General features: G+C 33.7%; 12 protein-coding genes and 1 tRNA gene. 1 reads left to right on the top strand and 12 read right to left on the bottom strand.

What is annotated here, in order from left to right; translation table 11 throughout:
- Positions 1–36: 36 nt before the first annotated feature.
- From LJE08_RS11430 to LJE08_RS11400, 7 genes are all read right to left on the bottom strand, one after another.
- The gene (locus LJE08_RS11430) at positions 37–279 is read right to left on the bottom strand and encodes a hypothetical protein (protein ID WP_227403286.1); all 243 of its coding nucleotides are present in this window, start codon (positions 277–279) and stop codon (positions 37–39) included.
- Positions 280–291: 12 nt separating this feature from the next.
- Positions 292–1,761 (bottom strand): ATP-binding protein, encoded by a 1,470-nt coding sequence (locus LJE08_RS11425; RefSeq protein ID WP_227403285.1) that lies wholly within the window; start codon positions 1,759–1,761, stop codon positions 292–294.
- The gene (locus LJE08_RS11420; RefSeq protein ID WP_186998783.1) at positions 1,758–3,026 is read right to left on the bottom strand and encodes a VWA-like domain-containing protein; all 1,269 of its coding nucleotides are present in this window, start codon (positions 3,024–3,026) and stop codon (positions 1,758–1,760) included. The genes LJE08_RS11425 and LJE08_RS11420 overlap by 4 nt, the downstream gene beginning before the upstream one ends.
- Entirely contained in the window at positions 3,026–3,931 is a 906-nt protein-coding gene (locus LJE08_RS11415) for a leucine-rich repeat domain-containing protein (protein WP_117924227.1), read from the bottom strand. The genes LJE08_RS11420 and LJE08_RS11415 overlap by 1 nt, the downstream gene beginning before the upstream one ends.
- A 62-nt stretch (positions 3,932–3,993) precedes the next feature.
- Positions 3,994–4,077 (bottom strand) — tRNA-Leu (locus LJE08_RS11410).
- A gap of 72 nt (positions 4,078–4,149) precedes the next feature.
- Positions 4,150–4,398 (bottom strand): hypothetical protein, encoded by a 249-nt coding sequence (locus tag LJE08_RS11405; protein ID WP_118115047.1) that lies wholly within the window; start codon positions 4,396–4,398, stop codon positions 4,150–4,152.
- Between the two features lie 189 nt (positions 4,399–4,587).
- Positions 4,588–5,184 (bottom strand): L-threonylcarbamoyladenylate synthase, encoded by a 597-nt coding sequence (locus LJE08_RS11400; RefSeq protein ID WP_199593107.1) that lies wholly within the window; start codon positions 5,182–5,184, stop codon positions 4,588–4,590.
- Between the two features lie 71 nt (positions 5,185–5,255).
- Between LJE08_RS11400 and mnmE the strand changes: the two genes are divergently transcribed.
- Positions 5,256–6,584 carry a tRNA uridine-5-carboxymethylaminomethyl(34) synthesis GTPase MnmE gene (gene mnmE / locus LJE08_RS11395; protein WP_117924232.1) on the top strand — a complete coding sequence of 443 codons (1,329 nt, stop codon included), beginning with the start codon at positions 5,256–5,258 and terminating at the stop codon, positions 6,582–6,584.
- Positions 6,585–6,600: 16 nt separating this feature from the next.
- On the opposite strand, the gene LJE08_RS11390 is transcribed toward mnmE, so the two are convergent.
- From LJE08_RS11390 to LJE08_RS11370, 5 genes are read right to left on the bottom strand one after another with little or no spacing between them, the layout of a single operon-like run.
- A complete protein-coding gene (locus tag LJE08_RS11390) occupies positions 6,601–7,674 on the bottom strand; it encodes a Xaa-Pro peptidase family protein (protein ID WP_117924234.1) in 1,074 nt (357 codons plus the stop codon).
- Between the two features lie 10 nt (positions 7,675–7,684).
- Positions 7,685–8,917 (bottom strand): cell wall metabolism sensor histidine kinase WalK, encoded by a 1,233-nt coding sequence (locus tag LJE08_RS11385; protein ID WP_227403284.1) that lies wholly within the window; start codon positions 8,915–8,917, stop codon positions 7,685–7,687.
- Positions 8,910–9,587 (bottom strand): response regulator transcription factor, encoded by a 678-nt coding sequence (locus LJE08_RS11380; RefSeq protein WP_227403283.1) that lies wholly within the window; start codon positions 9,585–9,587, stop codon positions 8,910–8,912. The genes LJE08_RS11385 and LJE08_RS11380 overlap by 8 nt, the downstream gene beginning before the upstream one ends.
- A 23-nt stretch (positions 9,588–9,610) precedes the next feature.
- Positions 9,611–10,279: a response regulator transcription factor gene (locus LJE08_RS11375; RefSeq protein ID WP_217256404.1), complete on the bottom strand. Its 669-nt coding sequence runs from the start codon at positions 10,277–10,279 to the stop codon at positions 9,611–9,613.
- Position 10,280: 1 nt separating this feature from the next.
- Positions 10,281–10,802 carry a GTP pyrophosphokinase family protein gene (locus LJE08_RS11370; RefSeq protein ID WP_227403282.1) on the bottom strand — a complete coding sequence of 174 codons (522 nt, stop codon included), beginning with the start codon at positions 10,800–10,802 and terminating at the stop codon, positions 10,281–10,283.
- Between the last annotated feature and the right edge of the window lie 109 nt (positions 10,803–10,911).

Raw genomic sequence — 10,911 nt, 5'->3', positions numbered from 1 at the left:
CTTTAAATTAGGAACATTCTACGGATTTTTATATTTTCATGAATAATTCAGGTAAGATAGTTCCAACAAAGACATAGGTTCTTGCGTATATACACGACTACTATGGCGTGTATTTATGATATCTAAAAAGTTAGAACAAATGGATAACGCATCAAAATTTTTAGGAAGTTCTATCGATTCCGTTCGCATTGCATCCTTTACCAATGGGGGTTGTGGAAGTTTTTTATCTTGGTCCGATTCAAATTCTTCCATATCATATTTCAAGTCTGAATAATCCATACTCTTCTCCTTTTAATGCGCTAACTCATCCAATAATCTTGCCTTTTGTGTTCCTATCAACAAGACTTGTTTGTACTTTTCATATACATCAATCGTATGTGAACTTAAATATAAAGCCATTTCAGCTGACATTGTTAGATTGGTCACAAATATTGTCATTTCCTGACCATCCTTAAATGCACTTTCCATAAATTCAAACGCATTTTCAATCTCCAGCTTCAATTGACTATCCAACTTTTCCATTTTTTCCTTTTGTTCAAAGAAAGGCTTTGTACAAGAATCAAAACGTGATTTTGGATCTAAACTTTCATCCACCATTACTTTTTGTATGTTATTTAACACAAATTCATGTTCATGTTTTTGTGAAATACTTAATAATTCTGCCTGCAATTTATCACGATAATTTGCCATAAATACCTTTGTATGGTCCAAATAAGAAGAATCCATATCTTTGCGATATTCTTTCAAGAAACTAAACCAAAGATCTGTACAATGTTTTTCAAAAGAATATAAATTCACTTGTCGTAGTAAACCATCCATCACCAAATTAACAACAGAGACTCTTTCATCAAAATCGGCATTAAACAATCGAGCGTAGATTGTACTCGATACATTTCCGTTTAAGATATCATCAATGCCATAATCATCCTGATATTTTTTATACATCAAATAATAGGCGAAAACATCTTCGACAATATCTTCATGATGCAGATATTCATAAATCGTATCTTGAGAGATTTCTAGATGCATCTTTTCATAGGTATAGAGTAAATAAGATAGATCTTCCCAGCCTCTTGCCGTCACAAATTCCATACCATCTACACTTGTTGAAACAGTATAGAAATGATTGGGCTTTAATTCCAAATAGCTTAAGATCATCGGATGTATATGTTTTGAAATCGCATACTCTTTCCATACATAGTAATCCGTTTCAACATGAATATAACGAATACGATCCATTGTCACGACATCAAAATCACGAACCGATTTATTATATTCACTCGGATTTCCTGCTGCTACAATGATCCAGCCACAAGGAACCTTCTGATTTCCAAAGGTTTTATTCTGTAGAAACTGCAACATGGTAGGTGCTAATGTTTCCGATACACAATTGATTTCATCAATAAATAAGATACCCTCTTTTAATCCTGTATCTTCCATTTTTGAATAAACACTCGCAATGATCTCACTCATTGTGTATTCCGTAATCGAGTATGTCTTTCCTTGAAATTCCTTTTTTTGAATAAAAGGAAGGCCCACAGCACTTTGACGTGTATGATGCGTAATTGTATAGCTGACAAGTCCAATTTGACATTCCTTTGCGATTTGTTCCATAATCTGTGTTTTACCAATACCAGGAGGACCAATCAACAATAAAGGTCGTTGATTCTTCGCTTCAATCTCATATTCACCAAACGAATTCTTCGATAAATATGCCTGTACAGTATTTTTTATTTCATTTTTTGCCTGTAATATATTCATAACTTTTCTTCCAATCTATATTGAATTGCCCATGAAGGCACTTTACTTTGATCATAATCCTCTAAATAAATAAAGGCTGTTTTATAGGCCGGACTCTTTTTGGGATAGATTCCCTTGCCATCGGTAAAATAAAGCAGGCCACAAAGATTTTGAAAAACTTTTTGATCTATCAAATCATTCACATAGCTAAATACCGGTCTAAAATCGGTATTGCCTTTACCCACTAGAGTAAATGAATTCAATAATTGATCCATCTCATTTTGATTTGAGATAACATCGTCTTTGCGGATTCTGTCATCACATTGAATAATATGCACCTTGCACGATTTATAAAACATATTTGAAGTGCTTAAAATACTATATGTATTGGATATAAAACGCTTCGCAAGATTTTCATCAATAGAATAACTCGTATCGAGTACAATCACAAACTCATAGATTTTTTTGACTTCTTTTGTCTCTAAAGGCTCAATCAATGGCATGTTCTTATAGATCGACATTCCATATGTGTAATAGGACAAATCAAATTCATCCAAATCTATTTGCATTTCTTCTTTCACAATACTAAATCGTTTTAAAAACTGTGAAAAAGAGTATTTCGATTTCTTTGCCTGTAAACTCGACACAAGAAAGGCATCCCCATCCTCATTATCCTTCCCTTTTTGTTTATGATCAAACAATGTTTGTTTGGCAACACTTTGCCACTTTTTTTGAACAGTAGAAGATTGAGGTACGTTCTCATCCTGCTCTTTAGGCCATGCAGCATGATCATCCACCACAAATTCATAATATAAATCTTGAATATCACCACGTGTACAAAGCCATTCATAAACTGTAATGCAACTCAGCCCATCTAAACTTTCAATTTCACGATATACATCTTTTCGAACATATGACAAGATTCGCGAAACGCTTTTTTTATGCATCGAATCCAATGTATACTCCACGATAATATCGCAAGCTACATTCCAAATAAATTCAACACGATTTTTTTTAAGCCAAATATGACTATATAAACAATGCAGAACACTATGTAAAAAACTACGATTTAAAAACACTGCATTCTTCTGAAATAAATCAATAATCTTTAATGGATTATAGTAAAAATACACGCCATTTGTCGCACATATAGCTACACGCTCATCTTCCTTCAACACCAACGTATTTAAAGCTGTTAAAAAATGTGGCATATCCATATAGAGTTCGGATCGAACTAATTCTAAGATATGAATCGCCTTTTCCTTTTCCCATTCACTTTGTCGCATTAAAAATCCTCAAAAGAATATGTCGATGATGATTTAAACATCTTATTCTTTAATTCCATCAATAGAGTACGAGTTTCTAAATCCTTTTCCATAAAAATCAATCGATCTAGATCGGATTGACCAAGACATTCTTTTTTTAACAATTTTTCTACCATAGCACATATATCTTTATATACATGTAAATAAGAAGTCAAATCATGTGCCCTTAAATAAGGAATGTATTGTTCAGATCCCATCATAAAGCGAAGAATCGCTACATGAAAGATGCAAGATTCACTTTCTTCAGCGCATAGCTTTTCAAAACAAGCATCATATCCGTCAAAATCGATTTTCCCCTCTTTAAAACATTGACGCATACGAAAACCTTCCCCTTCAATATTCAGGGCAAAGATATGAGCAGGGCCCACTTCATCATAACCCCCATTGTATTCTGGATAGAATATAGAACTATCTAAAAAGTGAACTTCTACATCCCATGTGATTTGCGTTAAGATTTGTTTCAGGAAAGTAACATCAAAAATTGAACAATCATAATAAATATGATTGAGTCTTAAACAATTCATAAACACATCGCTACCTATACTCATTAAAGAAAAAGGTAAATATATTTCTTTTAGCTTCCGACAATTGTAGAACGCATAATTCCCAAGTTTTTTTAAAGTACTCGGAAACTTAACACTTTCTACATCAACCCCACTACATTCATGATAATTCGAAGGAATGTCACAACTTAAAATAGCTTTCGATAAATCGACTTTTTTTGAAGAAAAACAATAATTTCCAATTTCACGAACAACATATCCATCAATGGATTCTGGTATTTCTATCTTGGGACTTAATGAATACACTCGATTGATACGAATGGAATCTTCATTTATTTTCTCATAATATACACAAACATTCATAGAAAAATTATAACATAAAACAAAAAAAGACAACTACCGAAGTAATTGTCTAAATTTACAAGTGGTGCGGGTGAAGGGACTCGAACCCCCACGCCGAAGGCGCCAGATCCTAAGTCTGGTGCGTCTGCCAATTTCGCCACACCCGCATTTCCAACGTGCTCACTTATAATACACTAACATAAAATAAAATGCAAGTGTTTTTTTAAATTTGTGGCTTTTTAATGTAGTACAGTTGGCTTATGCATCATTTCAATCTCTTCTTGGATATAGGCTTCCACTTTTTCTAAAAGCTCATCTGTAACCTCAATGTCACCTATCATAAAAGGACCATCTCCCATTTCAGATTCCTTCACAAATTTAATTTGCGGAAGCTGCGGCATCCGATGGTTTCCAAGTTCCTTTTCGATTTTTTCCAATTGTTTAAGTATAGGCTCGGCAATTTGTCTAATCATTTCTTCTTCTGTCATACATAGTATTATAATCAACACCCCTCATTTTGACAAGTTTTAACATATGTTTAAATTTAAACCCAAAACATTGAATCTTATCCAATTCAGAGTAACATACTAGATGAACTGCTAGAAGCATACTACTTCTAGATGTGTTCGTATGCACCCTGGCCTATGCCCTACAACATAGGTTCTGGGTGTTTTTTTCTATAATACGGATTCTAGTTCTTCTAAAGAAATAGGTCCAGGTCTTAAGATTTGTAACTTTTCTTTTGTACAGTCAACAATCGTACTTGCCTGTAACGCTTTACACGTTCCAAGTACAATACCATCAATTTTTGGAAGCTGTTCATACACATCATCACTTGTAAGTGCTGTTTTTTCTCCAGACTGATTGGCACTTGTGACCAAGATTGGACAATTCAACTCATCAATCACATCTAATATAAATTTTTCATCTGGAATACGAATCGCAATTGTACTTAAGCCATTTGTGTATACTGAATCAACACTGTCCTTTACATTCACAACGAGCGTCAATGCACCCGGTAAAAACTTAGCCGCAATCTTTTCAATTCTTTCATCCACTAACGCAACTTGCTTCATTTGTTCTACATTTGAAACCATCATTGGGATTGGTTTCGTTTCTGGACGATGTTTTGCGCGTTTCAATCGTTCTAAATCTTCTAAATTCCCATATTTTACTCCAACTCCATATACTGTATCTGTAGGAAGAGCAATAATTTTATGTTCATTAAATGCACACGCTACTTCGTGTACTTGATTTTTAGTATATTCTTTCATGTTTACACCTCTGTCTAAGACATTATACATCTTTTATGATAAAATACACTAAGAAAGAAAGGATGTTAACAATGTTTGAAAATACAATTGCAGCCATCTCCACTTCTTTGCAGGATGGTGCCATTTCCATCATTCGTTTAAGTGGTGACAAGGCTATTGAAATCACTCAAAAAATATTTGACCGTAATATCATAAATGCGAAAAGTCATACCGTTCATTATGGTTTTATTATAGATACCGATAAAAATCCTGTTGATGAAGTTTTAATTTCTATCTTTAGAGCTCCAAAAACATATACACGCGAAGACATTGTCGAAATCAATTGTCATGGTGGTACTTTTATTACTCGTAAAATCTTATCGATGGTATTAAGTGCTGGAGCAGATCTGGCAAAACCGGGAGAATTTACGCAACGTGCCTTCTATCATGGAAGAATTGATTTATCGCAGGCGGAAGCCGTTCAAGATATGATTGAAGCAAGCAACAATACCGCAGCAAGTATGGCCATTCATGGAATTAAAGGAAGTGTAAAAAAGCTACTACAGCCTTTGATTGATGATTTAATGGATATCATTGCGCAGATCGAAGTGAATATTGATTATCCTGAATATGAAGATGTAGAACAATTAACGACGAATGATTTACTTCCAAAAACTAACGAATGGTTAACCAAGATCGATCGTATTCTTGCTCGTGTACAGACGGGGCAAATGTTAAAAAAAGGTATTGATACCATTATTGTGGGTAAGCCAAATGTTGGTAAATCCAGCTTATTAAACGCACTTCTTGAAGAAGATAAAGCCATCGTTACAGATATTGCGGGGACCACAAGAGACTTGGTTGAGGGGCAAATTCATATTGGCAGTGTACAATTGAATTTAATTGATACAGCTGGTATTCATGAATCCAGCGATAAGATTGAACAGATTGGCATTGAAAAAAGTCAGGAAAGATTAAAAGATGCCAAATTGGTTCTTTTAGTCTTCGATGGTTCAAAAGAGTGGGATGAAGAAGATAAACAATTATTAGAACTGACAAAAGATAAGATGCGTTTAATTATCTATAATAAGTTAGATAAAACTGAAGCTAATAAAGATGGCATTTGGATTTCAGCTGCCAATAAAGAGATTCAACCTTTAATTGATGCCTTGGAAAACTTGTATCATGAAGATTTATTAAAGGAAGATCCACTACTTTCAAATGAGCGTCAAATTGGTTTATTGAATCAAGCCAAAGAAGATATGTTACGTGCCAAAGAAGCCATGGATATGATGGTAGAACCTGATTTAATTGAGATTGACATTCAGGCTGCTCATGATCATTTGAAAGAAATCTTAGGTGAAGTTCATAGAGAAGACTTGTTGGATACATTATTTTCTAAATTCTGTTTAGGTAAATAGTAAAATGCGATGATTATTAACCAATCATCGCATATTTTTTATCTAGTTTATTTAATACAATACAACCATCTTCAGTAACAAGTACTAAGTCTTCAACACGAACACCCATCTTTTCTGGTAAGTAGATACCTGGTTCAATCGAGAAAATCATGCCTGGTTTTACAGTTTCTGTATTGGTTGAACTTACATCCCCAAATTCATGATCCGTTTGACCAATGAAATGTCCTAGGCGATGTGTAAAGTATTCGCCATAACCAAAGCTAGAAATATAATTACGAGCCGTTAAATCGATATCGCATAGACGAACGCCTGGACGAATAATTTCTTCCGCTTTTTCATTGGCAACACGTACAATATCATGAATCTTTTTATATTCGTCACTTGCTTCTTTACAGAAATAAGTACGTGTCATATCCGAACAATAACGATCTTTTCTTCCCCCAATATCAATGACAATACTCTCACCTGCATTTAACACAGAATCATCTGGCATATGGTGAGGATCTGCACCATTAGCTCCAAAAGAACAAATAGGTGAGAATGATACGTCTTGACATCCTAGCAATTTATATTGTTCAAGAATAAAAGCTTCCACTTGTTTTTCAGTCATACCTTCTTTAATAAAATCTCTTGTACGTTCCATCACAACATCATTGATCTGTGAGTTTTCAATCATACATTCAATTTCTTTTTCATCCTTAATGGCACGAGTATCATCTACATATTTTGATCCAAGAACAACTTTTAATCCTTCGCACTTTTCCATTAAAGGAATCAAGAAACGTGCTGTCCAATCTTTATCAACACCTAGCGTTTCACTGGAATTAATAACACTAGCTAAAAGTGAAGTGGAATCGTCTGTATCACTAAACCAAATTTCTTCACAATCCTTTTGTTCAACCGTAAATAATGTATTTAAAAATAATACTTTTCTTCCTTCATCATTCAAGTATAGCGCAAACAATCTTTCTCCTGGACCTACATCAACACCTGTTAAATAATAAATGCTGCATGGTTCACTAACTAAGATTTGTTTAAGCCCATCCGCCTTCATTTTTGCGATCACTTGATCGACTCTTTTTTGAAACATAATTATCCTCCTAGAAATTCAAAGTAAATTCTGTACCTTGTTTTTCATCACTTGTCACACTTAATTTGATTTTATGACTTTGCGCAATTTGACTTGCGATGGATAAGCCTAAACCGGCCCCCCCTTGATACTTTCTTGACTTATCAACACGATAGAAGCGTTCAAATACATGTTTTAAATCTTCTGGTGGAATGTAGCTATCTGTATTACGAATTGTAATGACGGGTTTATTTTGTATCTTACATAATTTAAAATAAATCTTTCCGCCTGAAGGTGTATATTTGATCGCATTGTCCAAGAAAATTAATATCAATTGTCTTAACTGTGACTCATTACCATGTACCTCTATATTCTCTTCCACTTCATCGATTAAATCAATACCTTTTTCAAACGCAATGGATTCAAACGGTAAAACACAATGAAAACATATATCACTAAGCGAACAATTCTGCATTGAAATTTCAATTCGATTCGCATCATTCTTGGCAAGAAACAGCATATCCTCTACAAGTTTTCGCATGCGGTTCGCTTCGCTTTGAATCGATTCTATCCATTGTTTTTGTGAAGAAATGGTTTCTGTCGAATGATTGGTTAATACATCACTATCCGCTAAAATAACCGTTAATGGCGTTTTTAATTCATGACTGGCATCGGCCACAAATTGTTTCTGTTTATCCCATGCCTGTTCGACTGGTTTTAGTGCCCATTTACTTAAAATACAACTTAGTATAAAGAATACCAGTAATACACTCGATCCAATTTGAATAGATATAATCAACATTCTTTGAAAAGAAGACTGCATATGAGATACATCCACAAAGGCTACGGCATAACCTGAAGGAATAATTGTGTTTTCATCCACTTGATAGTTGGTAATTTTTTCTTTTTTATACGCAAACCCTTGTCTTTTCAAAATTCCGATATCGTCTTTATTTTTTACACTCTCAATTAAGCTTTGCGCATCTTCTGCATAAATATTCCATACTGAACGGCTTGTGATCATATATTCATAATTTGAATCCGTATAAATCACGAAGGAATTCCCATTAAAATTTCGACTGTTTCCAAATGAAATCGAAAAATCTTTATCCTTTAATCGTAAAGCCATTTCCAAACTTCGCTCAACATCCTTTTTATCATGAACATAGTTTGAGCAACAAACTACACCAAATACAGATAATAAGATTACACTGACAAAGGACATTAAAATCAAAATGAATTTTGTCTGTAGTTTTTTAAGCATCACAAACCTCTAGTCGATATCCAACTTTTCGAATCACCTTGATTGAAACTTTGCTTTTTAAAAATTTTAGTTTCTTTCTTAAAAACGAGATATAAACCTCTACATTATTGTCCATCGCATCACTTTCACTACCCCATACCGAAACAATCAAATCATCTTTAGAAGTAATCATTTCAGGATGTGACATTAAATGTTTCATGATTTCAAATTCTTTATATCCTAAATGAATATGTTGACTTGCACAATACAACTCACAAGTATCAAGTTGTAACGATAAATCGTCATACTTCAATTCATGTACAATGACTTCTCCTTTACGTCTTGTCAATGCATTAATTCGAGCAACAAGTTCTGCAGCTGAAAATGGTTTAGTCATATAATCATCGGCCCCTACATTTAGGCCTTTCACTTTATCTGGAATTTCATCCAATGCCGACAACAACAAAGTTGGAGTTTCAATCTTATTGGCACGCATTTTCTGTACAATCTCAAAACCATTCATAATAGGGAGCATAATATCTAAAATAGCTACATCATAATATCCACTAAGGGCTAAATCTAAACCTTCTTGTCCATCATAAGCCATAGTTACTTGCCATTTTTGTTCTTCTAAAATTTGTGCAATCGCATATGCAATGTTTTTTTCATCATCCACAACTAATATATTCATAGTGCACGCCCTTTCTTCTTTTTTTATATATTAACACACAGTTCTATATTTTCTTTACTCATTTTTATAGATACACAAGATTGCAATGCCGATAACTTTCGATTTAAATAGGATATATGAAGTGAAACCGTATTCTGATTCACATCTACACAATTGTTCCAAACTTTTTCAATCACAAGCCAAACAGCTACTCGATTCGATTCACTTCGAATCAATAAAGAAAGAATACTACATTCCAACTTAGTCAATTGATATTTTGTATTCTTACACGCAAGTGTTTCTTCTTTCTTATTCAATAGAATATCTTGATATTGTAAATAAGAATCGTCTATCACATTTTCTTTTAACATCACTTTGACTCTTGCAATCAATTCCTTTGTCGAAAAGGGTTTGGATAGATAATCGTTGGCACCTAAATCAAAACCTGTAACTTTATTATCCACTTCATTTAACGCACTTAAAAGTAATACCAGAATATCATTTTTTTGTTTGCAAATCTGATTTAGCACTTCATAACCATTCTTTTCAAGCATCATAATATCCAAAATCAATCCATCATAAATTTCTTGGGAAATCAAACGAATGGCACTATTCCCATCAAAACACACATCGCAATTATAGCCCGCATCTTCTAAGACGGCTTGTAGTGCTTTAGCCAAATTCACTTCATCATCCGCTACCAATAATCGCATATTATCCCTTGACTCTATCTTTGATTGTCTGAAATGATAAGTCTAAAGAAGCAATTTCATCGGCACATCGTTTTAATTCACTACATATCAAATCTTCATCTTCAATATGTTTCTTATAATGAATTTGATGTTCTAGATTTGCCCAAAAATCTAATGCGATCGTTCGTACTTGGATTTCAACTAAACATCCATCCACTTCACAAATCACATGTAGACTGCGATACCCACTGGGTTTGGGTTGGCTTAAACAGTCTCTTACTTCCACCACTTTAAAGCATGAATGAATCCAATCCTTTACTTCATAGATTTCATCCACAAACGAACAAATGATGCGAACTCCAATAATATCATGAAGCAAAGAATATTCATTGCCTATCTTTTTCATAACACTTTCTGATGACTTAATTCTAGAAGTCGTATATTGTATACAAGCTAATACACTCGAATGAATTGTATTTAAAACCTTATCCAAAACATTTTTAAACGTATCATAGTCAGATCCATAAAATTCTTTATATGTCATACCATAAACATACTAAACAACACTTAAAATTTGCTTAAAAAAAGTTAGAGAATTACTCAATGTCATTAAGTTAAGAAATGACGGTTTTGAGGGGAACACAAAAAATGTG

This window comes from Holdemanella sp. DFI.5.55 (assembly GCF_020593575.1).
GTDB lineage: Bacteria > Bacillota_I > Bacilli_A > Erysipelotrichales > Erysipelotrichaceae > Holdemanella > Holdemanella hominis.
Note: the sequence above shows the minus strand (reverse complement) of the source record. Positions and strands in the feature narration are given on the sequence as shown.

Excerpts from the sequence above, each read along its gene's own strand:
- LJE08_RS11375 (WP_217256404.1), bottom strand. The coding sequence starts at position 10,279 with ATGCGATTATTGGTAGCGGATGATGAAGTGAATTTGGCTAAAGCACTA.
- LJE08_RS11415 (WP_117924227.1), bottom strand. The coding sequence starts at position 3,931 with ATGAATGTTTGTGTATATTATGAGAAAATAAATGAAGATTCCATTCGT.
- LJE08_RS11425 (WP_227403285.1), bottom strand. The coding sequence starts at position 1,761 with ATGAATATATTACAGGCAAAAAATGAAATAAAAAATACTGTACAGGCA.
- LJE08_RS11385 (WP_227403284.1), bottom strand. The coding sequence starts at position 8,917 with ATGCTTAAAAAACTACAGACAAAATTCATTTTGATTTTAATGTCCTTT.
- LJE08_RS11405 (WP_118115047.1), bottom strand. The coding sequence starts at position 4,398 with ATGACAGAAGAAGAAATGATTAGACAAATTGCCGAGCCTATACTTAAA.
- mnmE (WP_117924232.1), top strand. The coding sequence starts at position 5,256 with ATGTTTGAAAATACAATTGCAGCCATCTCCACTTCTTTGCAGGATGGT.
- LJE08_RS11380 (WP_227403283.1), bottom strand. The coding sequence starts at position 9,587 with ATGAATATATTAGTTGTGGATGATGAAAAAAACATTGCATATGCGATT.
- LJE08_RS11400 (WP_199593107.1), bottom strand. The coding sequence starts at position 5,184 with ATGAAAGAATATACTAAAAATCAAGTACACGAAGTAGCGTGTGCATTT.
- LJE08_RS11430 (WP_227403286.1), bottom strand. The coding sequence starts at position 279 with ATGGATTATTCAGACTTGAAATATGATATGGAAGAATTTGAATCGGAC.
- LJE08_RS11390 (WP_117924234.1), bottom strand. The coding sequence starts at position 7,674 with ATGTTTCAAAAAAGAGTCGATCAAGTGATCGCAAAAATGAAGGCGGAT.
- LJE08_RS11420 (WP_186998783.1), bottom strand. The coding sequence starts at position 3,026 with ATGCGACAAAGTGAATGGGAAAAGGAAAAGGCGATTCATATCTTAGAA.
- LJE08_RS11370 (WP_227403282.1), bottom strand. The coding sequence starts at position 10,802 with ATGACATATAAAGAATTTTATGGATCTGACTATGATACGTTTAAAAAT.